Annotated in this window: 25 protein-coding genes; 14 read left to right on the forward strand and 11 right to left on the reverse strand. The window is 61.9% G+C overall.

Annotated features, from left to right (window positions below; genetic code table 11):
* Positions 1-239, forward strand: a 239-nt coding sequence (locus tag BM317_RS28630; protein WP_139236071.1) for a transposase, incomplete at its 5' end; no start/stop codon positions are given.
* Positions 240-301: 62 nt separating this feature from the next.
* Here the strand turns inward: BM317_RS28630 and fabI are convergent.
* The 8 genes from fabI to gloB all read right to left on the reverse strand — a co-directional run bounded on the left by fabI (position 302) and on the right by gloB (position 11,131).
* Positions 302-1,096, reverse strand: coding sequence for an enoyl-ACP reductase FabI (gene fabI / locus BM317_RS28635; protein ID WP_025213267.1), 795 nt, complete (start codon positions 1,094-1,096; stop codon positions 302-304).
* Between the two features lie 20 nt (positions 1,097-1,116).
* Positions 1,117-2,727, reverse strand: a complete 1,611-nt coding sequence (locus tag BM317_RS28640) for an ABC transporter ATP-binding protein (RefSeq protein ID WP_092165363.1) — start codon at positions 2,725-2,727, stop codon at positions 1,117-1,119.
* Position 2,728: 1 nt separating this feature from the next.
* Complete coding sequence (locus BM317_RS28645) at positions 2,729-3,748, reverse strand: ABC transporter permease (protein WP_092165365.1); 1,020 nt, start codon at positions 3,746-3,748, stop codon at positions 2,729-2,731.
* Position 3,749: 1 nt separating this feature from the next.
* Positions 3,750-4,823: a microcin C ABC transporter permease YejB gene (locus tag BM317_RS28650; RefSeq protein WP_060741968.1), complete on the reverse strand. Its 1,074-nt coding sequence runs from the start codon at positions 4,821-4,823 to the stop codon at positions 3,750-3,752.
* Positions 4,824-4,827: 4 nt separating this feature from the next.
* Positions 4,828-6,681 (reverse strand): extracellular solute-binding protein, encoded by a 1,854-nt coding sequence (locus BM317_RS28655; RefSeq protein ID WP_092165366.1) that lies wholly within the window; start codon positions 6,679-6,681, stop codon positions 4,828-4,830.
* Positions 6,678-8,507 (reverse strand): extracellular solute-binding protein, encoded by a 1,830-nt coding sequence (locus tag BM317_RS28660; RefSeq protein ID WP_170842266.1) that lies wholly within the window; start codon positions 8,505-8,507, stop codon positions 6,678-6,680. The genes BM317_RS28655 and BM317_RS28660 overlap by 4 nt, the downstream gene beginning before the upstream one ends.
* Before the next feature lie 308 nt (positions 8,508-8,815).
* Positions 8,816-10,264 carry a transglycosylase SLT domain-containing protein gene (locus BM317_RS28665; protein ID WP_092165368.1) on the reverse strand — a complete coding sequence of 483 codons (1,449 nt, stop codon included), beginning with the start codon at positions 10,262-10,264 and terminating at the stop codon, positions 8,816-8,818.
* Positions 10,265-10,363: 99 nt separating this feature from the next.
* A complete protein-coding gene (gloB, locus tag BM317_RS28670; RefSeq protein ID WP_092477100.1) occupies positions 10,364-11,131 on the reverse strand; it encodes a hydroxyacylglutathione hydrolase in 768 nt (255 codons plus the stop codon).
* A gap of 65 nt (positions 11,132-11,196) precedes the next feature.
* Here gloB and BM317_RS28675 point away from each other — a divergent pair, with 65 nt between their 5' ends.
* The 4 genes from BM317_RS28675 to BM317_RS28690 all read left to right on the forward strand — a co-directional run bounded on the left by BM317_RS28675 (position 11,197) and on the right by BM317_RS28690 (position 14,386).
* Positions 11,197-11,955 (forward strand): class I SAM-dependent methyltransferase, encoded by a 759-nt coding sequence (locus tag BM317_RS28675; protein WP_053119806.1) that lies wholly within the window; start codon positions 11,197-11,199, stop codon positions 11,953-11,955.
* 88 nt (positions 11,956-12,043) lie between these two features.
* Positions 12,044-12,496, forward strand: coding sequence for a ribonuclease HI (rnhA, locus tag BM317_RS28680; protein ID WP_030142629.1), 453 nt, complete (start codon positions 12,044-12,046; stop codon positions 12,494-12,496).
* Between the two features lie 231 nt (positions 12,497-12,727).
* On the forward strand, positions 12,728-13,489 hold the full coding sequence (gene dnaQ / locus BM317_RS28685) for a DNA polymerase III subunit epsilon (protein ID WP_060741972.1): 762 nt from the start codon (positions 12,728-12,730) through the stop codon (positions 13,487-13,489).
* A 282-nt stretch (positions 13,490-13,771) separates the two neighbouring features.
* A complete protein-coding gene (locus BM317_RS28690; RefSeq protein WP_092165370.1) occupies positions 13,772-14,386 on the forward strand; it encodes a GNAT family N-acetyltransferase in 615 nt (204 codons plus the stop codon).
* On the opposite strand, the gene BM317_RS28695 is transcribed toward BM317_RS28690, so the two are convergent.
* Positions 14,352-15,245: a LysR family transcriptional regulator gene (locus tag BM317_RS28695; protein WP_092165371.1), complete on the reverse strand. Its 894-nt coding sequence runs from the start codon at positions 15,243-15,245 to the stop codon at positions 14,352-14,354. The two genes, BM317_RS28690 and BM317_RS28695, sit on opposite strands and share 35 nt — an antisense overlap.
* A gap of 86 nt (positions 15,246-15,331) precedes the next feature.
* The gene (locus tag BM317_RS28700; RefSeq protein ID WP_081015420.1) at positions 15,332-15,595 is read right to left on the reverse strand and encodes a hypothetical protein; all 264 of its coding nucleotides are present in this window, start codon (positions 15,593-15,595) and stop codon (positions 15,332-15,334) included.
* A 185-nt stretch (positions 15,596-15,780) separates the two neighbouring features.
* Between BM317_RS28700 and BM317_RS28705 the strand changes: the two genes are divergently transcribed.
* The 3 genes from BM317_RS28705 to BM317_RS28715 all read left to right on the forward strand — a co-directional run bounded on the left by BM317_RS28705 (position 15,781) and on the right by BM317_RS28715 (position 18,266).
* A complete protein-coding gene (locus BM317_RS28705; protein ID WP_072404556.1) occupies positions 15,781-16,338 on the forward strand; it encodes an NADPH-dependent FMN reductase in 558 nt (185 codons plus the stop codon).
* A 256-nt stretch (positions 16,339-16,594) separates the two neighbouring features.
* Positions 16,595-16,945: a metalloregulator ArsR/SmtB family transcription factor gene (locus BM317_RS28710; protein ID WP_092165372.1), complete on the forward strand. Its 351-nt coding sequence runs from the start codon at positions 16,595-16,597 to the stop codon at positions 16,943-16,945.
* Between the two features lie 37 nt (positions 16,946-16,982).
* Entirely contained in the window at positions 16,983-18,266 is a 1,284-nt protein-coding gene (locus BM317_RS28715) for an arsenic transporter (protein ID WP_072404552.1), read from the forward strand.
* A 103-nt stretch (positions 18,267-18,369) separates the two neighbouring features.
* Here the strand turns inward: BM317_RS28715 and BM317_RS28720 are convergent, their stop codons facing one another.
* A complete protein-coding gene (locus BM317_RS28720) occupies positions 18,370-19,335 on the reverse strand; it encodes a DUF1853 family protein (protein ID WP_092165373.1) in 966 nt (321 codons plus the stop codon).
* 105 nt (positions 19,336-19,440) lie between these two features.
* Here BM317_RS28720 and BM317_RS28725 point away from each other — a divergent pair, with 105 nt between their 5' ends.
* From BM317_RS28725 to pepN, 6 genes are all read left to right on the forward strand, one after another.
* Positions 19,441-20,331: an NAD(+) kinase gene (locus BM317_RS28725; RefSeq protein ID WP_003180647.1), complete on the forward strand. Its 891-nt coding sequence runs from the start codon at positions 19,441-19,443 to the stop codon at positions 20,329-20,331.
* Positions 20,328-21,302 (forward strand): metallophosphoesterase, encoded by a 975-nt coding sequence (locus tag BM317_RS28730; protein ID WP_170842267.1) that lies wholly within the window; start codon positions 20,328-20,330, stop codon positions 21,300-21,302. The genes BM317_RS28725 and BM317_RS28730 overlap by 4 nt, the downstream gene beginning before the upstream one ends.
* Positions 21,299-22,171 (forward strand): rhomboid family intramembrane serine protease, encoded by an 873-nt coding sequence (locus BM317_RS28735; RefSeq protein ID WP_092477102.1) that lies wholly within the window; start codon positions 21,299-21,301, stop codon positions 22,169-22,171. Before BM317_RS28730 ends, BM317_RS28735 begins: the two co-directional genes overlap by 4 nt.
* Before the next feature lie 45 nt (positions 22,172-22,216).
* Positions 22,217-22,477 (forward strand): YeaC family protein, encoded by a 261-nt coding sequence (locus tag BM317_RS28740; protein WP_072404544.1) that lies wholly within the window; start codon positions 22,217-22,219, stop codon positions 22,475-22,477.
* Positions 22,474-23,304: a DUF2797 domain-containing protein gene (locus BM317_RS28745; protein WP_072404542.1), complete on the forward strand. Its 831-nt coding sequence runs from the start codon at positions 22,474-22,476 to the stop codon at positions 23,302-23,304. The genes BM317_RS28740 and BM317_RS28745 overlap by 4 nt, the downstream gene beginning before the upstream one ends.
* 13 nt (positions 23,305-23,317) lie before the next feature.
* On the forward strand, positions 23,318-25,902 hold a 2,585-nt coding region (pepN, locus tag BM317_RS28750), incomplete at its 3' end, for an aminopeptidase N (protein WP_092477104.1).

The raw sequence follows: 25,902 nt of genomic DNA on the forward strand, positions 1-25,902 counted from the left end.
CCTGGAAGCAATGGCTGCGCCATGCGCATGAAAGCGAAATACCAGCTCTGATCCAGTTCGCCAAACGGCTAAAGGGTTACTGGCGGGGCATCGTGAGCCGGGTTCGCTGGCCGATGCACACCGGTCAGTTGGAAGGAATAAACAATCGAATAAAGGTCATCAAGCGGATGGCGTACGGTTACCGGGATAGCGAATTCTTTTTCATGAAGATCAAGAGCGTCTTTCCCGGTAATCCGTGAAGAACCTAAAAAAAGCCGCGGGCCCTTTGCAGAGCCCGCGGCTTTTTTATGCGCGGTGAAGATTACTCTTCGAGATTACCCATGGCGGTGGTGTTGAAGCCGCCGTCCACGTACATGATTTCACCGCTGATGCCCGACGCCAGGTCCGAGCACAGGAAGGCGCCGGCATTGCCGACTTCTTCGATGGTGACGTTGCGACGCAGCGGGGTTTGCGCTTCGTTGGCGGCCAGCATCTTGCGGAAGTTCTTGATGCCGGAAGCGGCGAGGGTGCGGATCGGGCCGGCCGATACGCAGTTGACGCGGGTACCGTCCGGGCCCAGGGAACCGGCCAGGTAACGTACGCCGGCTTCCAGGGAGGCCTTGGCCATGCCCATGACGTTGTAGTTCGGCATGGTGCGCTCGGCGCCCAGGTACGACAGGGTCAGCAGGCTGCCGTTGCGGCCTTTCATCATTTCGCGACCGGCCTTGGCCAGGGCCACGAAGCTGTAGGCGCTGATGTCGTGGGCAATGCGGAAACCTTCGCGGGTGGTGGCTTCGGTGAAGTCGCCGTCCAACTGGTCGCCCGGGGCGAAGCCTACGGAGTGCACGATGCAGTCCAGGCCGTCCCACTTCTTGCTCAGCGCTTCGAAGACCTTGGCGATTTCTTCATCGCTGGCCACATCGCACGGGAAGCACAGTTCAGGGCTCGAGCCCCAGCCTTGTGCGAACTCTTCGACACGACCCTTGAGTTTGTCGTTCTGATAAGTGAAGGCAAGCTCAGCGCCCTCGCGATGCATGGCGGCGGCGATGCCGGATGCGATGGACAGCTTGCTGGCGACACCGACGATCAGTACGCGCTTACCGGCGAGAAAACCCATGTGTTGCTCCTCTTTTCAGGTTATTCGGCAGTTGTTGGGGCCAGGAAGGCGGCCTCCAGCAACTGCTGTGTATAGGGGTGCTGCGGCGCGGCGAATATGCTGCGGGCATCACCTTGTTCGACCACTTGGCCGTGCTTGACCACCATCAATTGGTGGCTCAGCGCTTTGACGACAGCCAGGTCATGGCTGATAAACAGGTACGTCAGGTTGTACTTGGTTTGCAACGACCGCAACAGCTCCACCACTTGGCGTTGCACGGTACGGTCCAGGGCCGACGTTGGTTCATCCAGCAGAATCAACGCCGGCTTGAGCACCAGGGCCCGGGCAATGGCGATACGCTGCCGTTGCCCTCCGGAAAATTCATGGGGGTAGCGGTTCCGGGTTTCCGGGTCCAGGCCTACCTCCTTCAATGCCGCGATTATCGCTTGTTCCTGTTCGGCCGCGGTGCCGATCTTGTGGATCCGCAGGCCTTCGCCGACGATCTGGCTGACACACATCCGTGGGCTCAGGCTGCCGAACGGGTCCTGAAACACCACTTGCATCTCCCGGCGCAGTGGCCGGACCTCTTGCTGCGTCAGGCTGTCCAGCGGCTTGCCTTCGAAGCGGATCCCGCCCTGGCTGCCGATCAACCGCAGGATTGCCAGCCCCAGGGTGGATTTGCCGGAACCGCTTTCGCCGACGATGCCCAGGGTCTGGCCCTGGGGCAGGCTGAAGCGGATGCCGTCCACGGCCTTGATGTAGTCCACCGTGCGTTTGAACAGGCCTTTCTTGATCGGGAACCAGACTTTCAGGTCCTCGACCTGCAACAGCGGCGGGCCGACGACGTTGTTCGCCGGGGTGCCGCTGGGCTCGGCGGCCAGCAGTTCCCGAGTGTACGGATGCTGCGGCGCGCGGAACAACTCTTCGCACGATGCCTGTTCGACGATGCAACCGCGCTGCATGACACATACACGATGCGCAATTCTTCGCACCAGGTTCAAATCGTGGCTGATCAGCAGCAACGACATACCCAATCGCGCCTGCAACTCCTTGAGCAATTGCAGGATTTTCAGCTGGACGGTGACGTCCAGGGCGGTGGTCGGCTCGTCGGCGATCAGCAGCTCCGGCTCGTTGGCCAGGGCCATGGCGATCATCACTCGCTGGCGCTGGCCGCCGGACAACTCGTGGGGCAGGGCCTTGAGGCGCTTGTGGGGCTCGGGAATGCCGACCAGCTCCAGCAACTCCAGGGTCCGGCGGGTCGCGACCTTGCCGCTCAGGCCCTTGTGGATGCCGAGGACTTCATTGATCTGTTTCTCAATGCAATGCAGCGGGTTGAGGGAGGTCATCGGCTCCTGGAAAATCATCGCGATCCGGTTGCCGCGGATATGGCGGATGGTCTTTTCCTTCAATCCCAGCAAATCCTGGCCGGCGTACTGGATGGTCCCGGTGGGGTGATGGGCCAGCGGGTAGGGCAGCAAACGCAGGATCGAGTGGGCGGTGACCGACTTGCCCGAGCCGCTTTCACCCACCAGGGCCAGGGTTTCGCCGCGCTTGATGTCGAAACTGACGCCCTCGACCACGCGCTGGCGGCGCTCACCGACAATGAACTCCACCGCCAGGTCGCGCACTTCGATCAGATTGTCCTGGTTCATATCACTTCCTCGGATCGAAGGCATCGCGAGCGGACTCGCCGATGAACACCAACAGGCTCAGCATCACGGCCAGCACGGCGAACGCACTGATGCCCAGCCACGGCGCCTGGAGGTTGGATTTGCCTTGGGCCACCAGTTCGCCCAGGGACGGCGCGCCCGGCGGCAGGCCAAAGCCGAGGAAATCCAGGGCGGTGAGGGTGCCGATGGCGCCGGTGAGGATGAACGGCATGAAGGTCATGGTCGAGACCATGGCGTTGGGCAGGATGTGCCGGAACATGATCGCGCCGTTCTGCATGCCCAACGCCCGCGCGGCGCGCACGTATTCCAGGTTGCGCCCGCGCAGGAACTCGGCGCGGACCACGTCCACCAGGCTCATCCAGGAAAACAGCAGCATGATGCCCAGCAGCCACCAGAAGTTCGGCTGCACGAAACTGGCGAGGATGATCAGCAGGTACAGCACCGGCAGCCCGGACCAGATTTCCAGGAAGCGTTGGCCGGCCAGGTCCACCCAGCCGCCATAGAAGCCCTGCAAGGCGCCGGCGACCACGCCGATGATCGAGCTGAGCAGCGTCAGGGTCAGGGCGAACAACACCGAGATACGGAAGCCGTAGATCACCCGGGCCAGGACGTCGCGGCCCTGGTCATCAGTGCCCAGCCAATTCACGGAGGAGGGCGGTGCCGGGGCCGGGACCTTCAGGTCGTAGTTGATGCTCTGGTAGCTGAACGGAATCGGTGCCCACAGCACCCAGGCGTCCTTGGCCGCCAGCAGCTCACGGATGTACGGGCTCTTGTAGTTGGCTTCCAGGGGGAACTCGCCGCCGAACGTGGTTTCCGGGTAGCGCTTGAGGGCCGGGAAGTACCAGCCGTCGTCGTAATGCACCACCAACGGCTTGTCGTTGGCGATCAACTCGGCGCCCAGGCTCAGCCCGAACAGGATCAGGAACAGCCACAGCGACCACCAGCCACGCTTGTTGGCCTTGAACAGTTCGAAACGACGACGATTGAGAGGGGACAGGTTCATCTCAATGCTCCCGGCTTTCGAAGTCGATGCGCGGATCGACAAAGGTGTAGGTCAGGTCGCCGATCAGTTTCACCACCAGCCCCAGCAAGGTGAAGATGAACAGGGTGCCAAACACCACCGGGTAATCGCGGTTGATGGCCGCTTCGAAACTCATCAGGCCCAGGCCGTCGAGGGAAAAGATCACTTCCACCAGCAAGGAACCGGTGAAGAAGATCCCGATGAACGCCGAAGGGAAGCCGGCGATCACCAGCAGCATGGCGTTGCGGAAGACATGGCCGTAGAGAACCCGGTGGCGGGTCAGGCCCTTGGCCTTGGCGGTGACCACGTATTGCTTGTTGATTTCGTCGAGGAAGCTGTTCTTGGTCAGCAGGGTCATGGTGGCGAAGTTGCCGATCACCAGGGCGGTCACGGGCAAGGCCAGGTGCCAGAAGTAATCGAGGATCTTGCCGCCCATGCTCAATTCGTCGAAGTTGTTGGAGGTCAGCCCGCGCAACGGGAACCAGTCGAAATAACTGCCGCCGGCGAACACCACGATCAGCAGGATGGCAAACAGGAACGACGGGATCGCGTAGCCGACGATGATTGCCGAGCTGGTCCATACATCGAAATGGCTGCCATGCCGCGTGGCCTTGGCGATCCCCAGCGGGATCGACACCAGGTACATGATCAGGGTGCTCCACAGCCCGAGGGAGATGGACACCGGCATCTTTTCCTTGATCAGGTCGATGACCTTGGCATCGCGGAAGAAACTGTCGCCGAAGTCCAGGTGGGCATAGTTCTTGATCATGATCCACAGGCGTTCGGGGGCCGACTTGTCGAAGCCGTACATGCGTTCGATTTCCTTGACCAGCGTCGGGTCCAGACCCTGGGCCCCGCGGTAGGAAGAGCCGGCCACCGACACCTCGGCCCCCCCGCCGGCAATGCGGCTGGTGGCGCCCTCGAAACCCTCGAGCTTGGCGATCATCTGTTCCACCGGCCCGCCGGGCGCGGCCTGGATGATGACGAAGTTGATCAGCAGAATGCCGAACAGGGTCGGGATGATCAGCAGCAGTCGCCGAAAAATGTAAGCCAGCATCTTGTTACTCCACGCTCGCAGGGGCGGCGATTTGCTGCTCGATGACCTGCTTTTCTACTTCATCGGCCGGCTTGACCTCCGGCTTGACCCACCAGGTGGTGGTGCCGATGTCATAGGTCGGCGTGATTTTCGGATGACCGATGTGGTTCCAGTACGCCACGCGCCAGGTCTTGATGTGCCAGTTGGGAATCACGTAGTAGCCCCATTGCAAGACCCGGTCCAATGCCCGGGCGTGAGCCACCAGGCTCTTGCGCGAGTCGGCATTGATCAGCTGCTCCACCAGTTGATCCACGGCAGGGTCCTTCAGGCCCATGGTGTTGCGGCTGCCGGGCTTGTCGGCGGCGGCGGACATCCAGAACTCACGCTGTTCGTTACCCGGCGAGCTGGATTGCGGGAAGCTGCCCACCACCAGATCGAAGTCCCGGGAGCGCACGCGGTTGATGTACTGGGACACGTCCACTCGGCGGATCACCAGGTCGATGCCCAGGTCGCTCAGGTTGCGCTTGAAGGGCAGCAATATCCGTTCGAACTCGGTCTGGGCCAGCAGGAACTCCAGCACCACCGGTTTGCCTTGGGCGTCGACCATCTTGTCGTCGACGATGCGCCAGCCGGCTTCTTGCAGCAATTGGTAGGCCTTGCGCTGCTGGTCGCGGATCATGCCGCTGCCGTCGCACATCGAAGGCTGGAAGGCTTCGCTGAAGACCTGATCGGGGATTTTGCCGCGTAGGGGCTCGAGAATCTTCAGTTCGTCTTCGCCGGGCAGGCCGGTGGCGGCCATTTCCGAATTCTCGAAATAGCTGCGGGTGCGGGCGTAGGCGCCGTTGAACAGTTGCTTGTTGGTCCACTCGAAATCCAGCAACAGGCTCAAGGCCTTGCGCACCCGCACGTCCTGGAAGACCGGTCGGCGCAGGTTGTAGACAAAGCCCTGCATGCCGGTGGGGTTGCCGTTGGGGATCTGTTCCTTGATCAGCCGGCCTTCGGTCACGGCCGGGATGTTGTAGGCGTTGGCCCAGTTCTTGGCGGTCATTTCCAGCCAGTAATCGAACTGCCCGGCTTTCAACGCTTCGACCGCGACGGTGTTGTCGCGGTAGTAGTCGGTGACCAGCACGTCGAAGTTGTAGAACCCGCGATTGACCGGCAGGTCCTTGCCCCAGTAGTCCTTTACCCGCTCATAGCGGATCGAGCGGCCGGCCTTCACTTCGGCGACCTTGTAGGGGCCGCTGCCCAGGGGAATCTCCAGGTTGCCCTTGTTGAAGTCGCGCTCGGCCCACCAGTGCTTCGGCAGTACCGGCAATTGGCCGAGGATCAGCGGTAGCTCGCGATTTTGGGTGTGCTTGAACTTGAACAGGACCTTGAGCGGGTCTTCGGCGATGACTTCGGCGACGTCGTTGTAGTAGCCGCGAAACATCGGTGCGCCGTCCTTGGTCAGGGTCTGGAAGCTGAAGACCACGTCTTCCGCCCGTACCGGATGGCCATCGTTGAAACGGGCTTCGGGGCGCAGGTAGAAGCGCACCCAGGCATTGTCCGGCGCTTTCTCGATTTTTTCGGCGATCAGGCCATATTCGGTGAAGGGTTCGTCCAGGCCCTGCTTGGCCAAGGTGTCGTAGATCAGACCGATGTCATCGGCTGGCACGCCTTTGCTGATGAACGGGTTGAGGCTGTCGAACCCCCCAAAGCCGCCCTGGCGGAAGATGCCGCCCTTGGGCGCGTCCGGGTTGACGTAGTCGAAGTGCTGGAAGTTGGCGGGGTATTTCGGCGGCTCGTTGTACAAGGTCACGGCATGCTGCGGCGCGGCGCAGGCCAGCCCGGCGAATAACAGGCTGCTGGCCTGCAGGAGCAGGGCGCGTAAAGGCTTCATTGATCTTTCTCCGAAGATTTCAGCCACCAGGCGCTCAGGCCCAGGGTATAGGGCGGCGTGGTGACGAAGGCGAACCGGTTGCGGTACGCCAGGCGATGATAATTGAGATACCAGTTGGGAATGCAGTAATGCTGCCACAGCAGTACGCGATCCAGGGCCTTGCCGGCGGCGACCTGTTCGTCGCGGGTCTGGGCGGCGAGCAGTTTCTCCAGCAGATGGTCGACCACCGGGTTGGCGATCCCGGCGTAGTTCTTGCTGCCCTTGACCCCGACCTGGCTGGAGTGAAAGTACTGCCATTGCTCGAGGCCCGGGCTGAGGGTCTGGTTCAAGGTCAGCAGGATCATGTCGAAGTCGAACTGGTCCAGGCGCTGTTTGTATTGGGCGCGGTCCACCGTGCGCAGTCGGGCTTGAACACCGATGCTGGCAAGGTTTTCGACGTAGGGTTGCAGGATACGCTCCAGGTTCGGGTTCACCAGCAGGATTTCGAAGCTCAGGGGCTGGTGGTCGGCGTTCAGCAGGCGTTGACCGTTGAGATTCCAGCCCGCTTCCTTCAAGAGTCCCAATGCCTTGCGCAGGGTTTCCCGGGGAATGCCGCGCCCGTCGGTCTTGGGCAAGCTGAAGGGTTCGGTGAGCAGTTTGGGCGGCAATTGATCCCGGTACGGCTTGAGCAGCAACCATTCATGACCCACCGGCAGGCCAGTGGCGGAGAATTCGCTGTTGGGGTAATAGCTGAGGGTGCGCTTGTAGGCGCCGCTGAACAGGGTGCGGTTGGTCCACTCGAAATCGAACATCAGCCCCAGGGCTTCGCGCACCTTGACGTCAGCGAATGTGCCGCGCCGGGTGTTCATGAACAGGCCCTGGGTCTGGGTCGGGATCTGGTGGGGAATCTGCGCCTTGATCACATCGCCTCGGTTGACCGCCGGGAATTGATAGCCGTTGGCCCAGTTCTTGGCCTGGTGTTCGATGTAGATGTCGAATTCGCCGGCCTTGAAGGCTTCGAAGGCGACTTCGCTGTCACGGTAGAACTCCACGTCCATGCGGTCGTAGTTGTACTTGCCGCGATTGACCGGCAGGTCCTTGCCCCAGTAGTCCTTGACCCGTTCGAACACCAGTTGGCGGCCTGGCTGCACTTTGGTGATGCGATACGGCCCGCTGCCCAGGGGCGGTTCGAAGGTCGTCGCCTTGAAGTCGCGGCCTTTCCAGTAATGCTGGGGCAACACCGGCAGCTCGCCCAGGCGCAGGATCAGCAAGGGATTGCCCGCGCGCTTGAAGACGAAGCGGATTTTCAGCGGATTGAGAATGTCGACCCGCAGCACCTCCTGCAGGTTGGTGCGGTATTGCGGGTGGCCATCCTTGAGCAGCGTCCTGTAGGAGAACGCCACGTCATAGGCGGTGATGGGCACGCCATCGTGGAAGCGCGCTTCGGGGCGCAGGTTGAAGACTACCCAGCTGCGGTCTTCGCTGTATTCCACCGACTGGGCGATCAGGCCATAGCTAGACGTCGGTTCATCGCCGGACGGTGCGTATTGGCCAGTGCCGACCATCAGCGGTTCGTTCAGCTCATTGATGCCGTATTGCAGGAAATTGGGCGTGGAAACCGGGCTGCTGCCCTTGAACGTGTAGGGATTGAGCGTATCGAAGGTGCCGAATGCCATGACCCGCAAGACTCCGCCCTTGGGCGCTTGCGGGTTGACCCAGTCGAAGTGGGTGAATCTGGCCGGGTACTTGAGCGTGCCGAACTGCGCATAGCCATGGCTTTCGCTGATGGTTGCGCTGGCGGGAGAGCTCAAGGCCAGGCTGATCAGGAGCAGGAGGAGGGGACGTATCAAGTCTGAGATCCGATCCAGGCGGCTTGGGCTTTATGGCCTGTACAGTAACAGCTTGTATCGGCAGGAAAAAGGCGGGTTTTAGCGGGTAATGTCAGTAAGGTGGTGGATATCCGTCGAGCACGGAACCTGTGGCGAGGGGTTTTATCCCCGCTGGGTTGCGAAGCGACCCCATCCAAACTTCCTTAAACACCGTGGTGCCTGGCTTTAGGGCTGCTTCGCAGCCCAACGGGGATAAATCCCCTCACCACAAAAAAAACCTCACCACAAAAAACTCACCACAAAAATCCCCTCAGCCACCGCGAGGCTTAGTGGGGGGAGTAGACCGTCAGCATCTGCCCAGGCTTGAGCGCCTTGCCCATCCGCGGGTTCCAGCGCTTGAGGTGTTGCATTTCCACGTTGAAGCGCTTGGCAACGACGTACAACGAATCGCCCTGCTTGACCTTGTATTGGGTCTGCTTCTTCTGGTCCTTGCTGTTGGCGGCTACCACCGTGCTGATGCGCTTACCGGTGGCCTTGCTGGCCTTGGCGTCCTGCATCACCAGGGTCTGGCCGACCTTGAGCTTGTTGCCGCTGAGCTTGTTCCAGCGCTGCAGGTCCTTGGTCTGGACGTTGTTGGCCTTGGCGATCTGGGCCAGGTTGTCGCCGCGCTTGACCCGGTAGGTGCGCCTGGCACCTTCCACTTCGCTGTCGTCGGCTGATTCGAAAACCGGCTTGAGCGCGCGCTGGCTGATCAGCTCTTCCGGGCGCATGGTCGACAGGCTGGCGGTCAGCAACTGGGCCTTGGATGTCGGCACCAACAGATGCTGGGGGCCGTCGATGGTGGTGCGCTGCTTGAAGGCCGGATTGAGCTGGAACAGCTCGTCTTCGTCGATGTTGGCCACCGCCGCGACCTTGGACAGGTCCATGCGCTGGTTGATCTCGACGACCTGGAAATAGGGTTCGTTGGCGATCGGGTTGAGGTTCACACCATAGGCGTCGGGCGCGAGCACCACCTGGGACAGCGCCAGCAACTTCGGCACATAGGCCTGGGTCTCGCTGGGCAGCGGCAGGTTCCAGTAGTCGGTGGGCAGGCCAAGCTTCTCGTTGCGCTCGATGGCGCGGCTCACCGTGCCTTCACCGGCGTTGTAGGCCGCCAGCGCCAGCAACCAGTCGCCGTTGAACATGTCATGCAGGCGCGTCAGGTAGTCCATGGCGGCGGTGGTGGAGGCGGTGATGTCGCGTCGCCCGTCATAGAAGCGGGTCTGGCGCAGGTTGAAGTAACGCCCCGTGGACGGGATGAATTGCCACAGCCCCACCGCGTTGGCCCGGGAATAGGCCATGGGGTTGTAGGCGCTCTCGATCACCGGCAGCAGCGCCAGTTCCAGCGGCATGTTGCGTTCTTCAAGGCGTTCGACGATGTAGTGGATGTACAGGCTGCCGCGCTCACCGGCGTTTTCCAGGAAGGAAGGGTTGCTGGCGAACCACAGGCGCTGTTGCTCGATACGCGGGTTGACGCCGGCCGTTTCCTGCAACTGGAAGCCCTGGCGCATGCGTTCCCAGATGTCCTGGGGCACTTGGGGGCTGGGTTTCTCGGTGAGCCATACCGGCTTCTGTTTGGCGCGAGCGGCGATATTCGGGGTGTGCGCCGCGTCGGTCTGCGGCAGCTGGCTCGTGCTCTGGCAGCCCGCCAGGGTGGCGGACACAGCCACCGCGATGGCTTGAGCCAAGCGGGTCAATGTGTCTGACTGGACGGACCTGCGTATAGATGACGACATTGGCTGGAAGTAAGTTCCGGGCAAAAATGTCGGCCGATTCTAGGAAGCGCACCCCAACAGGTCAACCTTTCAGAATTTTTGTATCAATCGATAGCTGCCTTAGAACGTATCTTTCCAAGCCCTCAAGGCCGCAAAAACCTCACTCGGCGTCTGGTTTCGCTGGCCGCTCCGTTCGTCTGCTTTTTGTTTAACGGATGTTTCAGTCGTGCGCAGGAACGGGTTGGTGAGTTTTTCCAGGGCCAGGGTCGAGGGCAGCGTCATGATGCCCTCGTTGCGTTGGCGGACGACTTTTTCCAGGCGGGCGGCGATGTCCGGATTGCCCGGCTCCACGGCGGCCGCGAACTTCAGGTTGCTGAGGGTGTATTCATGGGTGCAGTAGACCAGCGTGTCTTCAGGCAAGGCGGCGAGGCGACCCAGGGAATGGTGCATCTGCGCGGGCGTGCCTTCGAAAAGCCGGCCGCAACCGGCGGCGAACAGGGTATCGCCACAAAAGAGCAGGCCATGGTGGTAGTAGGCGATGTGCCCCAGTGTATGGCCAGGCACCGCGTAGACATCGAAGTCCCAGCCGAGCACGCTGACCTGGTCGTTGTCATGCAGGGCCTGGTCCCGCGCCGGGATGTTTTCGCTGGCCGGGCCGTAGACGGTGGCGTTCGTCGCATTCTTCAACGCCTGGACGCCGCCGACATGATCATGGTGATGATGAGTGATCATAATGTCGCTCAGGACCCAGCCCGGATGGGCGTCGAGCCAGGCCTGTACTGGCGCGGCATCTCCCGGGTCGACCACGGCGCAGCGCTGGGTGGAGTGATCCTGTAACAACCAGATGTAGTTATCGGTGAACGCGGGCAGGGCACTGATCTGTATCATCGCGGAATTCGCCAAGCGGAAAACAAAGGCGCATCTTAGAACTTCCTGACGCGTTGGAGAATGCAATGACCGATGAAGCGTTCGCTCAGGCTGATCCTGACTGGCTGGCGTTGATCAGCGCCGCCCGTGAATGGCTGTCCGGCCCTGTCGGGCAATTTTTGCTGGAAGAGGAACGGCGCATGCTCGAAGACGAGTTGGGCCGGTTCTTTGGCGGCTATCTGGTGCACTACGGGCCTTCGGCGCAAACGCCGCCGTCGGCACCGCAGGTCCAGCGCAACGTGCGCCTGGGGGCGCCGTTGCCCGGGGTGGAAATCGTCTGCGAGGAGCAGGCCTGGCCGCTGAGCGAACATGCCGCCGACGTGGTGGTCATGCAGCACGGCCTGGATTTCTGCCTGTCGCCCCACGGTCTGCTGCGTGAAGCCGCCAGCAGCGTACGCCCCGGCGGGCATCTGTTGATCATCGGTATCAACCCCTGGAGCACCTGGGGGTTGCGTCATGTGTTTGCCCACGACGCCTTGCGCCAGGCCCGTTGCATCTCGGCGTCGAGGGTCGGCGACTGGCTCAACCTGCTGGGCTTCGCGCTGGAGAAACGCCGCTTCGGGTGCTATCGTCCGCCGCTTGCGTCACCCAAGTGGCAGGCTCGCCTGGCCGGCTGGGAGCGCAAGGCCGGCGACTGGCAGCTGTCCGGCGGTGGTTTCTACCTGCTGGTGGCGCGCAAGATCGCGGTCGGGCTGCGCCCGGTGCGTCAGGCGCGACGCGAGCCGATGGGCAAGCTGATTCCCTTGCCGATGGCCAAGGTCAATCGTCGTCACATCGAGCCATAACCCCTTTTTAGCAGGCCTGGCCGGCCTTTCGACTACAGGCATCAACGCCTGATCGGCTGGCCTTTGCATTTTTTCTGGATAGATTGGCATGAGCGATAGCGTAGAACTCTTCACTGATGGCGCCTGCAAGGGCAACCCCGGCCCGGGCGGCTGGGGCGCGTTGCTGGTGTGCAAGGGCGTGGAGAAGGAGCTCTGGGGCGGCGAAGCCAATACCACCAACAATCGCATGGAGCTGATGGGCGCCATCCGTGGCCTGGAAGAGCTCAAGCGGCCTTGCGATGTACTGCTGGTGACCGACTCGCAATACGTGATGAAAGGCATCAACGAGTGGATGGCCAACTGGAAGAAGCGCGGCTGGAAGACGGCGGCGAAGGAACCGGTGAAAAACGCCGACCTCTGGAAGCTGCTGGATGAGCAGGTCAACCGCCACAACGTTACCTGGAAATGGGTGCGTGGCCACATCGGCCACCACGGCAACGAGCGGGCCGACCAATTGGCCAATCGTGGGGTGGATGAGGTACGGGGCTACAAGCAGGCCTGATGCAACCATGTCCACTGAAACATGCGCACTTGTGGCGAGGGGATTTATCCCCGCTGGGGCGCGAAGCGCCCCCCTTCAATTTTCCTGGCGCACTGTGGTGCCTGGCTTTAGGGCTGCTTCGCAGCCCAGCGGGGATAAATCCCCTCGCCACAAAAGCTGTGGTCAGTCATTCCCTTGGAGCGTGTTAAGATCCGCGCTTTTGCAAGACTGCCCGTTGAGAGCTGAACACTGATGGCCAACAGATCTGTAGTACTGGATACCGAAACCACCGGCATGCCGGTGACCGATGGTCACCGGATTATTGAAATCGGTTGTGTCGAGCTGATCGGCCGGCGCCTGACCGGTCGCCATTTCCACGTTTACCTGCAACCGGACCGCGAAAGCGACGAGGGCGCTATCGGCGTCCACGGCATCACCAACGAGTTCCTGGTGGGCAAGCCGCGTTTTGCCGAAGTGGCCGATGAGTTCTTCGAATTCATCCAGGGCGCGCAGTTGATCATCCACAACGCGGCGTTCGACGTCGGGTTCATCAACAACGAATTCGCCCTGATGGGGCAGCACGATCGGGCCGACATCACCCAGCATTGCACCATCCTCGATACCCTGATGATGGCCCGGGAGCGTCATCCGGGGCAGCGCAACAGCCTCGACGCCTTGTGCAAGCGCTACGGTGTCGACAACTCCGGTCGTGAACTGCACGGCGCCTTGCTCGACTCCGAGATCCTGGCCGACGTCTACCTGACCATGACCGGCGGCCAGACCAGCCTGTCCCTCGCCGGCAACGCCTCGGATGGCAACGGCACCGGCGAAGGCTCCGGCAACCAGGCCACGGAAATTCGCCGTTTGCCCGCCGACCGCCAGCCATCGCGGATCATCCGCGCCAGCGAAAGCGACCTGGCCGAGCATGCCGCGCGTCTGGAAGCCATCGCCAAGTCCGCGGGTGCTCCGGCATTGTGGACACAGTTGGCCGAGGCACAGGCCGCCACGCACTGATGAAACCCTGCAACGGTCTTGTAGGAGCTGTCGAGCGAAGCGAGGCTGCGATCTTTCCCCGGACACTCGAGTCTCAAGCGAAAGATCAAAAGATCGCAGCCTTCGGCAGCTCCTACAGGGCCCAGCTGTACTCCTTCATTTCTCGCCACAATTGCCACGACCTTCTACCCTGAGGTAACGGGCAGGCTACGGATCCCGCTTGATGTGTGATGATTTGAAAGACAAGGGCAATGGATGGCGCCACGCCGTTGGTTGCTTCAAGGAATGAGGACCTTCCCCAGTATGCAACCGGTCATGAATCCCAAGCACCCCGGCCTGTCGGTGCGCATCGTCGATGATGGCTTTGCCGCCTACATCTGGGGCAGCGATTTCAGCTTTGAAGTCAGCGACTACGCGACGGCGCAGATCGGCCGTCCCGTCAGCCAATGGCCAGTGACGCCCATCGTCCCCTATCGCAAGTGCTATGGCATCGATCCCGAAGAGTTCAGCAGCTTCCGCGATGCCCCGGACAGCGAGATCTTCATGGCCTACCTCGATGACCAGCCCGTCGGGCACCTGGTGGTCAGTACCAACTGGAACGGCTATGCCCACATCGACGAGCTGGCGGTACATGCCCCGGCCCGGCGCCACGGGGTGGCCAAGGCGTTGCTCGATGTCGCCCAGTTCTGGAGCCGCAAGAAAAAACTGCCTGGCATCATGCTCGAGACCCAGAACAACAATCTGGGCGCCTGCCGGCTCTATGAGCGTTGCGGTTATGTGCTGGGTGGTATCGATCACCTGCGCTATCGCGGCATTGACCGGCATACCGCCGAAGTCGCGCTGTTCTGGTACCGGCTGTTCGACGACCCACTGGGCATGTCGATCAGTGGCTCAGCAGCGCCTCGGCTTGTTCCGTAATTCGTTCCAGCAGCGATTGAAGGGCGGCTGAAGAAGGCGCACCGTTGAGGCTCAAGGCATAGAGGCCAATCGCGATGGCGGGCGATACCGGACAGACGTCGAGGCCGCCGTCCTTGGCGCCCGAGGCGGTGAACGGGTCGACGATGGCCAGGCCTTCTCCGGCCTCGACCATGGCGCGCATCATCTGATGGGTCTGGACGCGGAGCTGGATCATGGGCGCCGGACGCAGCGCCGCCAGTTTATGCTCGAATGCAGGGCTCAGCGGGTCGTGGCCATCCAGGCCCACCAACGGCTGGCCCGCCAGGTCCTGAAGCGAAATATATTTTTGACGGGGTTGCAGCCAGCCGTGGGGCGCGAGCAATTGCAGTTTGCCCTGGGCGATCATCTGGCAATGGATGTCGGGATGTTCAGGGTCGTGCAGGCTCAGGCCCAGGTCGCTTTCGCGCAACAGCAGGCTGTGGACGATGTCGCGGGTCGGTCGGCTGAGCAGGGTGCACGGGGCATCCGGATGGCGACGACGCAAGGCTGCGATGCTCTGGGGCAGCAACCGCTGGGCCAGTGGCGGTGTGCAGATAATGCGCAAGGGCGCTGCTTGATGGTGTTTCAGGCTGCTGGCCAGGCGCTGCACCGGTTCGAGGGTGTCGTACACCCGTGTGATACCGTCGCGTAATTCAAGGGTTTCCCGGGTCGCCTGCAAACGACCGCGCACACTGGCGAACAGCATGAAACCCAATTGGGCCTCGGCATCGCGCAGTATCGCCTCGACCTCCGCCACCGGCAGTTGCAGCCATTCGGCCGCCGTGCCGAGGTGGCCGGTCTGCAGCAGCGCCTGGATCACTTCGATGTGGCGTAAACGCATGCAAGAAGTCCATGTTCGGCGGATGAGCCATTGAGTGGCTGAATCCTAACCCAAGTCCGGGTATGACTTCTGCTCATAACCAACGGTTATGAAGCTATTTGCGTTTCAGCGGGCGTTTGAGTAGGCAGTGGCGTTTCCGGTTCGCGCGTCAATTCGATTTGAGATTGCACGAGAATAAATTTGCCGTCGTCGAGTTTGTTGACTCGATCACCGATAGCCAATTTATAGGTAGTGACAGGCTCCTTGCCGTTTCCGTCGGGCGACGGGGTCGATTCCTGAAACTCATGCACCGAATAGACGCGACCTTCGGCGTCCCGCGCATGAAATTGTCCGACAAGTACTGCTGCCATTGCTTAGAACCTCTGGAAATAAATCACTCGATTTGCGGTTCTGTAGACCCTGGTCAAGCGCGGTAAGTTTTCCTACATGAAAAAAATAGTCCAGCCGGCCGGTTTTTGTCGTTCCACTGGTCCAATTGTCACCCCGGTCATCTATAACTACAGGCTCCTTTGAGCCGACAGTCGAGAAGCCTCTCATGAGTAATGTCTACACAGTGGCCGTTTTGGTGGGCAGCCTGCGCAAGGCATCGATCAACCGCAAGGTCGCGCTGGCACTGGCTGACCTGGCGCCAGCCAACCTCAAGCTGAATATCATCGAGATTGGCGAGTTGCCGCTCTACAACGAAGACATCGATGTTTCCCCTCCGCCAGCCTACAGCACTTTCCGCCAGCAGGTGGGTGCGGCCGATGCCTTGTTGTTCGTCACGCCGGAATACAACCGTTCAGTGCCGGCACCGTTGAAAAATGCCATCGATGTGGGATCGCGTCCCTACGGCCAGAGTTGCCTGAGTGGCAAACCGGGTGCGGTGATCAGTGCTTCGCCGGGTGCCATTGGCGGTTTCGGTGCCAATCATCATTTGCGCCAGTCCCTGGTGTTCCTTGACGTGCCCTGCATGCAGCAGCCGGAAGGCTACCTGAGTAACGCCGGGACGGCGTTCGACGAGGCGGGCAACCTGTCGGAGTCTGTCAGACCATTCTTGCAAAAATTCATCGATGCCTATGGCAAGTGGGTCGAGCAGCATAAGAAGGCTTGACGTCCACTGGAACTTCAAGCCAAGCACCTCTATGGCGAGGGGGTTTATCCCCGCTGGGCTGCGAAGCGGCCCCAAACCCAATACCCTGGTGTGTCAGACAATTTGAATGGGGGCGCTTCGCGCCCCAACGGGGATAAATCCCCTCGCCACAAGTGCATGTACATCTGCAAACGCGTCTGACAAATCCAAATCCCTGCTTTACTGGATATTCGAAATTCCATATATTCTCCGCTCGCTCAGCCAGACTGTTTCCGCCATGCCCGATTCCCCCAATCCCGTCGATGTCTTCAAGGCCCTGGCCGATGACACCCGTACGCGCATTGCGTTGCTGGTGGCCCGTGAAGGCGAGTTGTGTGTCTGTGAGCTCACCGCCGCGCTGGGCCTGAGCCAGCCGAAGATCTCCCGGCACCTGGCGCAGTTGCGCAACGCAGGGCTGCTCAGCGACCGGCGGCAGGGGCAGTGGGTTTATTACCGCCAGCACCCGCAGTTACCGGCCTGGGTCAGTGCGATGCTGGAGCAAGCGTTGGCGGCCAGCGCTGCCTGGCTGACAGCGGATGTGCAGCGCTTGAATGCCATGCCTGATCGTCCGGTGGCGCGTTGCTGCTGAGTCCTTCTTTCCCATCCCTTTTTCAAGGCTGTTGCGCATGCTGATCGCGTCGTTGATTTTCCTGCTGACCATTACGTTGGTGATCTGGCAACCCAAGGGGTTGGGCGTTGGCTGGAGCGCGACGCTGGGCGCCGTGCTGGCCTTGTTGAGCGGGGTGGTGCAGGTCAGTGACATCCCGCTGGTCTGGCAGATCATCTGGAACGCCACCGGGACGTTCGTCGCGCTGATCATCATCAGTCTGCTGCTGGACGAGGCGGGGTTCTTCGCCTGGGCGGCCTTGCATGTGGCTCGCTGGGGCCGGGGCAGTGGGCGCAAGCTATTTGCCTTCATGGTGTTGCTGGGGGCGCTGGTGTCGGCGTTGTTTGCCAATGACGGGGCGGCGCTGATCCTCACGCCTATCGTGATTTCCATGTTGCTGGCCCTGCGGTTTTCCCCGGCGGCGACCCTCGCGTTCGTGATGGGCGCCGGTTTCATTGCCGACAGCGCGAGCCTGCCGCTGGTGGTGTCGAACCTGGTGAACATCGTCTCGGCGGACTTTTTCGGCATTGGTTTCAACCGCTACGCGGCGGTCATGGTGCCGGTGAACCTGGTGAGCGTGGCGGCCAGCCTGGCGATACTGCTGTGGTTCTTTCGCCGCGATATCCCACGTGACTATGACCCGCATCAGTTGGATGACCCGGCGACGGCGATCCACGACAAGGCGACGTTTTATGCCGGCTGGGCGGTACTGGTGATCCTGCTGCTGGGCTGCTTTGCCCTGGAGCCCCTGGGGATTCCCATCAGTGCGATCTCGGCGGTCTGTGCTGCGTTGCTGCTGGCGGTCGCGGCCCACGGCCACAAGATATCCACCCGCAAGGCAATGAAGGAAGCGCCCTGGCAGATCGTGATCTTTTCCCTGGGCATGTACCTGGTGGTCTATGGCCTGCGCAACGCCGGGCTGACCGGTTACCTGGCCCATTGGCTCGACGGTTTCGCCGAATATGGCGTGTGGGGTGCGGCCATGGGCACCGGTGTGCTGACGGCGTTGCTCTCGTCGGCCATGAACAATTTGCCGACGGTGCTGATCGGCGCCTTGTCCATCGACGCCAGCCAGGCCACCGGGGTGGTGAAGGAGGCGATGATCTACGCCAACGTCATCGGCAGCGACCTGGGCCCGAAAATCACGCCGATTGGCAGCCTGGCGACGTTGCTGTGGCTGCATGTGCTGGCGCGCAAGAATATCCAGATCGGCTGGGGGTATTACTTCAAGGTCGGGATTGTGCTGACGGTGCCGGTGCTGCTGGTGACGTTGGCGGCGTTGGCTGTGCGGTTGTCACTCTAGACCGTAGTGGCCCCTTCGCGAGCAAGCCCGCTCCCACATTGAAATGCATTCTCATGTGGGAGCGGGCTTGCTCGCGAAGACGGACGTCCAGACACCGCCCAACTCAGCTGTTACCCGGCACATCCGGCCAACGATCCGCCACCAGGAACACCCGCTCGGCTTCTTCCCACTCGCCCTCGGCGTTTTCGCTCAGGCGCACCATCAACTGTGCCGGCGCCATGGGGTCCAGGGCCATTCGCCAGGCGTCCAGTTGCGCGGTGCTCCAGGTTTGCTCGGCCGGATAATGCGCCGGGGCCAGCCAGGCGGCGCGGGGCAGGGGTTGCCAGCGACCCGGCGGACGTTGGGCGATGAACGCAGGCCAGTCCCGTTGATGCAGCCAGCGCCCGCGCAAATGCCTGGGATGGGCACCGGCCGGTGGTTCGGCCTGGCCCGGCCAGGGGTAGAGCAAATACCCGCCCAGCCAGAGCTCGGAGCGAAACAGCTCGAGGCCCGAGGGCTCGATGCCCAGTGCCGCCAGGGCCTCGCGGCTTTCCGGGCGGGCCGAGATCGGCAATTGGTGCTCGCGCAGATGCGCCAGCTTGCGATCGAGCCGGTCATGGCAACCTGGGCCCAGCCATTGCGCGGCGTCCAGCCCGTTTCCGTGCTGGGGGCCAAGGTACAACTTGATGGCCAGTTCCAGGTGGTGGATGCCGTCGCGATCACGCAGCAACAGGTCCAGTTCACCCAGGGTATGGCCTTCGCGTCGGATCGGCAGGTTCGCGGCGATCAATTCGATGCCCGGGGCATGCTGCACGGCGAATTGCCACAGCCTTTCGTAATACAGGCCCAGGCGGCGCGTTCGCCCTTGGGACAGGCAGTGCAGCAATGGATAGCTGTCGCGGTCCAGTTGTCGCAGCCAGTGTTCCAGCCGGCCAGGCTCCTGCACCCAATCACTGCCAGCCAGGGGATGGCGCTGGGGCCAGGGCGTGTCGATGAGCATCGGCGGGGCGATGATCGCCCACGCGAGGTCGCGCACTTCGGGATGGTGCAGGCGTCGGGGCAAGTCCAGCAATTCAGGGAACAGGATCATCTTGCGAGCATAGCCGTTGCGCTGGAGGCTTAAAGGATTTTGTCTACGGCGCGCTTTCGCCCATAATCGTGTTTTTCGCCCGCCGCAGACCCTCGCAGGAGCCTCATGGAGCAATTTCGCAATATCGGCATCATCGGTCGCCTGGGCAGTTCGCAGGTGTTGGACACCGTTCGCCGTCTCAAACGTTTCCTCCTGGAGCGGCACCTGCATGTGATCCTCGAAGATACCATCGCCGAAGTCCTGCCGGGCCATGGCCTGCAGACGTCGTCGCGCAAGATGCTCGGCGAAGTCTGTGACATGGTCATCGTGGTCGGCGGCGACGGCAGCCTGCTGGGGGCTGCCCGGGCCCTGGCGCGGCACAACATCCCGGTGCTGGGGATCAACCGCGGCAGCCTGGGGTTCCTCACCGATATCCGCCCCGACGAGCTGGAGATCAAGGTCGCCGAGGTCCTGGACGGCCACTACCTGGTGGAAAACCGTTTCCTGCTGCAGGCCGAGGTCCGTCGTCACGCCGAGGCTATCGGCCAGGGCGATGCCCTCAATGACGTGGTGCTGCACCCTGGTAAATCCACGCGGATGATCGAATTCGAGCTGTACATCGACGGCCAGTTCGTCTGCAGCCAGAAAGCCGACGGCCTGATCGTCGCCACCCCCACCGGTTCCACCGCCTATGCGCTGTCGGCCGGCGGGCCGATCATGCATCCCAAGCTCGACGCTATTGTGATCGTGCCCATGTACCCCCATACCTTGTCTGGGCGACCGATCGTGGTCGATGGCAACAGTGAGCTGAAAATCGTCGTGTCCAAGGATATGCAGATCTACCCGCAAGTGTCCTGTGACGGCCAGAACCATTTCACCTGCGCGCCGGGTGACACCATCACCGTCAGCAAAAAAGCGCAGAAGCTGCGCCTGATCCATCCGCTGGATCACAATTACTACGAAGTCTGCCGGACCAAGCTTGGCTGGGGCAGTCGGTTGGGGGGTGGAGGCGACTGATGCTCGATCCTGCGCGCAGTTACGATTTGATCGGTGACGTGCACGGATGCGCCTTGACCCTGGAACACCTGCTGGACCGACTCGGTTACCACAAGCAGGGCGGGGTCTGGCGGCATTCGTCGCGCATGGCCGTGTTCCTGGGGGACATCATCGACCGTGGCCCGCGGATCCGCGAGGCGCTGCACATCGTCCATGACATGGTCATGGCCGGCCAAGCGCTGTGCATCATGGGCAACCACGAGTTCAACGCCCTGGGCTGGAGCACACCGGCATTGCCGGGCAGCGGCCAGCGCTACGTGCGCGAACACACGCCGCGCCATGCCCGCCTGCTCAACGAGACACTGACCCAGTTCGAGCAGCATCCCGGCGACTGGCATGACTTTCTCGAATGGTTCTATGAGCTGCCGCTGTTTGTCGACGCTGGCCGCTTCCGGGTGGTGCACGCCTGTTGGGATGCCGGCCTGATCGAACCGCTGCGGGGCCTGTTCCCGGACGGTTGTGTCGACGAGCATTTCCTCCAGGCCTCGGCGCAACCGGGCAGTTTTGCCTGCACGGTGTTCGATCGCTTGCTGCGCGGTACGGACATGCGCCTGCCCCACGGCCTGACGCTGACGGGTGGCGATGGCCTGACCCGTTCGTTTTTCCGCACCAAGTTCTGGGAAGACAACCCGCAGACTTACGGCGATATCGTGTTCCAGCCCGACGCCTTGCCGGAACCGGTGGCCCGCACGCCGCTGTCGTCGGATGAAAAGAACAACCTGCTGCGCTATGGCGTCGATGAGCCGCTGTTGTTCGTCGGTCACTATTGGCGCAGTGGCAAACCCGCACCGATCCGCCCGAACCTGGCCTGCCTGGATTACAGCGCGGTGCTCTACGGCAAGCTGGTCGCCTATCGCCTCGACCAGGAAACCCGCCTGGATCCACACAAGTTCGTCTGGGTCGATGTCGAACGGCCGGAGGTGGTGAAATGAGTGCTGTCGCGGTTCTGCGCCTGCCCCTGGCAGTGGACCTGAGCGGCTTCGTCAAGCTGCTGCAGCGCATGCAGGTGCCCCATCGGGTCAGCGAAGAGGCCGGCGAGCAGGTGCTCTGGGTGCCGGATGAAATCAGCGAGGACGTGCGTGCGTTGTACGCTCGTTTTCCCGCCGGCGATCCCGATCAGCAGTTGGAACTGCCAGACACAGGGGGTACCTCCCGGCGAGCCGGGTTCGTCCAGCAACTGACGCGCAGTCCAGTGACGGCCCTGGTGCTGTTGCTGAGCCTGATCGTCAGCGCGGTCACCCTGCTGGGGGAGAATCTTGAGATCCTGCGCTGGCTGACCTTCCTCGAGTTCCGCGTCGTTGGCGACTACATCCAGTTCACGCCGTTGGCCGATAGCCTGGCGGCGGGGCAGTGGTGGCGCCTGGTAACGCCGATGCTGATTCACTTCGGCTTCCTGCACATCGCCATGAATGGCATGTGGTATTGGGAACTGGGGCGGCGGATCGAAGCGCGCCAGGGCGGTATCAACCTGTTGGGGCTGACGCTGCTGTTCAGCCTCGTTTCCAATTTCGCTCAGTACTTTTTCAGCGGGCCGACGCTGTTCGGCGGCTTGTCCGGCGTGCTGTACGGCCTGCTGGGCCATTGCTGGATCTACCAACTGCTCGCACCGAACCCGGCCTATCACTTGCCCCGCGGGGTGCTGGTGATGATGCTGGTGTGGTTGCTGCTGTGCCTGTCCGGGTTGGTTTCGCTGATCGGCTTCGGTGAAATCGCCAATGCCGCCCACGTCGGCGGGCTGCTCGTCGGGTGCTTCACGGGCTTGTTGGGTGGGCTGTTCGCTCGCCGTAAAATGGCCCTTTGACCGGCGCCTGTGCCTTTTGAGAATGCGCGATTGCGCGGAGAACCCATGTCTTCCTTCAATGAAATGATCAAGAACATCACCCCCGATATCTACCGCAGCCTGAAACTGGCCGTGGAAATCGGTAAATGGGCCGACGGCAACAAGCTCACCGCCGAGCAGCGCGAGTTGTCACTGCAGGCCATGATCGCCTGGGAAGTCCAGAACCTGCCCGAAGACGAGCGCACCGGCTACATGGGCCCGCAGGAATGCCAATCGAAGTCGATCGAAGTGCCCAATATCCTGTTCAAGTCGGACGCCATCCATTGATCGAGATTGGCCGCGGTGCAATCAGCAAGATGTCGGCACGCCTTGACGGGCCGACCGTTCAATACGCCTTTCGCCTGGACGAGGTCGAGGTGCCGGTCAACCCATTGATCGGCAGCACGATCCGCCTGGAGTACCTCGGCGCGATCCACTGCACCCATTGCGGACGCCGGACCAAGACCAGCTTCAGCCAGGGTTATTGCTACCCTTGCATGACCAAGCTAGCCCAGTGCGACCTGTGCATCATGAGCCCGGAGCGTTGTCATTTCGACGCGGGCACTTGCCGTGACCCGGCCTGGGGCGAGCAGTTCTGCATGACCGACCATGTGGTGTACCTGGCCAATTCCTCGGGCGTGAAGGTCGGCATCACCCGTGCCACGCAATTGCCGACCCGCTGGCTGGACCAGGGCGCCAGCCAGGCGCTGCCGATCCTGCGGGTCGCCACGCGCCAGCAGTCAGGGTTTGTCGAGGACCTGTTCCGCAGCCAGGTGGCGGACAAGACCAACTGGCGCGCCTTGCTCAAGGGCGACGCGACAGCGGTGGACCTGCCGGCGATCCGCGACGCGCTGTTCGAAAGCTGCGCCCAGGGATTGCAGGGCTTGCAGGAACGATTCGGCCTGCAAGCGATCCAGACCATAGCGGACGTCGAGCCCATCGAGATTCGTTATCCGGTGGAGCAGTACCCGGCCAAGATCGTCAGCTTCAACCTGGACAAGAACCCGATCGCCGAAGGCACGCTGCTGGGGATCAAGGGCCAATACCTGATTTTCGACACTGGCGTGATCAACATTCGTAAATACACGGCCTACCAGCTCGCCGTGCATCAGTAGAAGGATTCGACCCATGCGCACCGAACAACCGAAGATGATTTACCTCAAGGACTATCAGGCCCCCGAATACCTGATCGACGAAACACACCTGACCTTCGAGTTGTTCGAGGACCACAGCCTGGTCCATGCGCAACTGGTGATGCGCCGCAACCCCGAGCGCGGCGCCGGGCTGCCGCCGCTGGTGCTCGATGGCCAGCATCTTGAATTGATCTCCCTCAAGCTCGACGATGCCGACCTGGGGCAGGGCGACTATCAACTGGACGACAATCACCTGACCGTGCACCCCAAGGCACAAGCCTTTACGGTGGACACCACCGTCAGGATCCATCCGGAAACCAACACCGCCCTGGAAGGGCTGTACAAATCCGGCAGCATGTTCTGCACCCAGTGCGAGGCCGAAGGGTTCCGCAAGATCACCTATTACCTCGACCGTCCGGATGTGATGAGCAAGTTCACCACCACCGTGGTGGCCGAGCAGCACAGCTATCCGGTGCTGCTGTCCAACGGCAACCCGATTGCCAGTGGCCCCGGCGAAGACGGCCGGCACTGGGCGACCTGGGAAGATCCGTTCAAGAAACCGGCCTACCTGTTTGCCCTGGTGGCCGGTGACCTGTGGTGCGTCGAAGACACCTTCACCACCATGACCGAGCGTAACGTGGCGCTGCGCATCTACGTCGAGCCGGAAAACATCGACAAATGCCAGCACGCCATGACCAGCCTGAAGAAGTCGATGCGCTGGGACGAAGAGGTGTACGGGCGCGAGTACGACCTGGACATCTTCATGATTGTCGCGGTCAACGACTTCAACATGGGCGCCATGGAGAACAAGGGGCTTAATATTTTCAACTCCAGCGCCGTGCTGGCCCGCGCCGAAACCGCCACCGATGCCGCGCACCAGCGGGTCGAGGCGATCGTGGCCCACGAATACTTCCATAACTGGTCGGGCAACCGCGTGACCTGCCGCGACTGGTTCCAGCTGTCGCTCAAGGAAGGTTTCACGGTGTTCCGCGATGCTGGCTTCTCCGCCGACATGAACTCCGCCACCGTCAAGCGCATCCAGGACGTGGCGTACCTGCGCACCCACCAGTTCGCCGAAGACGCCGGCCCCATGGCCCACCCGGTGCGTCCGGACAGCTTCATCGAGATCTCCAACTTCTACACCCTGACTGTGTACGAAAAAGGCTCGGAAGTGGTCGGCATGATCCACACCCTGCTGGGGCCTGAGGGGTTCCGCAAGGGCAGTGACCTGTACTTCGAACGTCACGACGGCCAGGCCGTGACCTGCGACGACTTCATCAAGGCCATGGAAGATGCCAACGGCGTCGACCTGGCCCAGTTCAAGCGTTGGTACAGCCAGGCCGGTACACCTCGGCTGGCGGTGAGCGAGTCTTACGACGCCGCTGCCAAGACCTACAGCCTGACCTTCCGCCAGAGCTGCCCGCCAACCCCGGACAAGATGGAAAAGCTGCCGTTCGTGATTCCCGTGGAACTGGGCCTGCTGGACAGCCAAGGCGCCGAAATCCCGTTGCGCCTGGCCGGTGAAGCGACGGCAAACGGTACGTCCCGGGTGATCTCGGTGACCGAGGCCGAGCAGACCTTCACCTTCGTCGACGTCGCCGAACAACCCCTGCCATCGTTGCTGCGTGGTTTCTCGGCGCCGGTGAAGCTGAGCTTCCCGTACAACCGCGACCAATTGATGTTCCTGATGCAGCACGACAGCGACGGCTTCAACCGCTGGGATGCCGGCCAGCAGTTGTCGGTGCAGGTGTTGCAGGAACTGATCGCCCAACATCAGCAGGGCGCCAGCCTGACGCTGGATCCGCGCCTGGTCAGTGCATTGCGTGCTGTGTTGTCGGATGAATCCCTGGACCAGGCCATGGTCTCGGAAATGCTCTCGCTGCCCAGCGAAGCCTACCTGACGGAAATCAGCGAAGTGGCCGACGTCGAGGCGATCCACGCCGCCCGTGAGTTCGCCCGCCAGCAGTTGGCCGAGAACCTGTTCGAAGCGCTGTGGCTGCGTTATGAAGCCAATCGCGACCTGTCGAAACGCACGCCATACGTGGCCGAGGCCGAGCATTTCGCCCGCCGCGCATTGCAGAACATCGCGCTGTCGTACCTGATGCTCACCGGCAAGCCTGAGGTGCTGAGCGCGACCCTGGAGCAGTTCGACACCGCCGACAACATGACCGAACGCCTGACCGCGCTGGCGGTGCTGGTCAACTCGCCGTTCGAGACCGAGAAGGCCAAGGCCCTGGAGGTGTTCGCGGAAAACTTCAAGGGCAATCCGCTGGTCATGGACCAATGGTTCAGCGTCCAGGCCGGCAGCCCGTTGCCCGGTGGCCTGGCGCGGGTCAAGGCGCTGATGGAGCACCCGGCGTTCAATATCAAGAACCCGAACAAGGTGCGGGCACTGGTCGGCGCGTTCGCCGGGCAGAACCTGATCAACTTCCACGCCGCCGACGGTTCGGGTTACCGCTTCCTGGCGGACCTGGTGATCCAGCTCAATGGCTTCAACCCACAGATCGCTTCGCGGCAGTTGGCGCCACTGACCCGCTGGCGCAAATATGACAGCGCCCGCCAGGCGTTGATGAAAGGCGA

Source organism: Pseudomonas sp. NFACC24-1, from assembly GCF_900115235.1.
GTDB lineage: Bacteria > Pseudomonadota > Gammaproteobacteria > Pseudomonadales > Pseudomonadaceae > Aquipseudomonas > Aquipseudomonas fluorescens_AA.

What these genes read in the sequence shown, in the direction of transcription:
- fabI (WP_025213267.1), bottom strand. Translation starts at nt 1,096, where the DNA reads ATGGGTTTTCTCGCCGGTAAGCGCGTACTGATCGTCGGTGTCGCCAGC.
- BM317_RS28655 (WP_092165366.1), bottom strand. Translation starts at nt 6,681, where the DNA reads ATGAAGCCTTTACGCGCCCTGCTCCTGCAGGCCAGCAGCCTGTTATTC.
- BM317_RS28645 (WP_092165365.1), bottom strand. Translation starts at nt 3,748, where the DNA reads ATGAACCTGTCCCCTCTCAATCGTCGTCGTTTCGAACTGTTCAAGGCC.
- BM317_RS28665 (WP_092165368.1), bottom strand. Translation starts at nt 10,264, where the DNA reads ATGTCGTCATCTATACGCAGGTCCGTCCAGTCAGACACATTGACCCGC.
- BM317_RS28650 (WP_060741968.1), bottom strand. Translation starts at nt 4,823, where the DNA reads ATGCTGGCTTACATTTTTCGGCGACTGCTGCTGATCATCCCGACCCTG.
- BM317_RS28725 (WP_003180647.1), top strand. Translation starts at nt 19,441, where the DNA reads ATGGAGCAATTTCGCAATATCGGCATCATCGGTCGCCTGGGCAGTTCG.
- BM317_RS28715 (WP_072404552.1), top strand. Translation starts at nt 16,983, where the DNA reads ATGCTGATCGCGTCGTTGATTTTCCTGCTGACCATTACGTTGGTGATC.
- BM317_RS28705 (WP_072404556.1), top strand. Translation starts at nt 15,781, where the DNA reads ATGAGTAATGTCTACACAGTGGCCGTTTTGGTGGGCAGCCTGCGCAAG.
- BM317_RS28735 (WP_092477102.1), top strand. Translation starts at nt 21,299, where the DNA reads ATGAGTGCTGTCGCGGTTCTGCGCCTGCCCCTGGCAGTGGACCTGAGC.
- gloB (WP_092477100.1), bottom strand. Translation starts at nt 11,131, where the DNA reads ATGATACAGATCAGTGCCCTGCCCGCGTTCACCGATAACTACATCTGG.
- BM317_RS28675 (WP_053119806.1), top strand. Translation starts at nt 11,197, where the DNA reads ATGACCGATGAAGCGTTCGCTCAGGCTGATCCTGACTGGCTGGCGTTG.
- BM317_RS28710 (WP_092165372.1), top strand. Translation starts at nt 16,595, where the DNA reads ATGCCCGATTCCCCCAATCCCGTCGATGTCTTCAAGGCCCTGGCCGAT.
- BM317_RS28695 (WP_092165371.1), bottom strand. Translation starts at nt 15,245, where the DNA reads ATGCGTTTACGCCACATCGAAGTGATCCAGGCGCTGCTGCAGACCGGC.
- BM317_RS28720 (WP_092165373.1), bottom strand. Translation starts at nt 19,335, where the DNA reads ATGATCCTGTTCCCTGAATTGCTGGACTTGCCCCGACGCCTGCACCAT.
- BM317_RS28740 (WP_072404544.1), top strand. Translation starts at nt 22,217, where the DNA reads ATGTCTTCCTTCAATGAAATGATCAAGAACATCACCCCCGATATCTAC.
- BM317_RS28640 (WP_092165363.1), bottom strand. Translation starts at nt 2,727, where the DNA reads ATGAACCAGGACAATCTGATCGAAGTGCGCGACCTGGCGGTGGAGTTC.
- dnaQ (WP_060741972.1), top strand. Translation starts at nt 12,728, where the DNA reads ATGGCCAACAGATCTGTAGTACTGGATACCGAAACCACCGGCATGCCG.
- BM317_RS28700 (WP_081015420.1), bottom strand. Translation starts at nt 15,595, where the DNA reads ATGGCAGCAGTACTTGTCGGACAATTTCATGCGCGGGACGCCGAAGGT.
- rnhA (WP_030142629.1), top strand. Translation starts at nt 12,044, where the DNA reads ATGAGCGATAGCGTAGAACTCTTCACTGATGGCGCCTGCAAGGGCAAC.
- BM317_RS28690 (WP_092165370.1), top strand. Translation starts at nt 13,772, where the DNA reads ATGCAACCGGTCATGAATCCCAAGCACCCCGGCCTGTCGGTGCGCATC.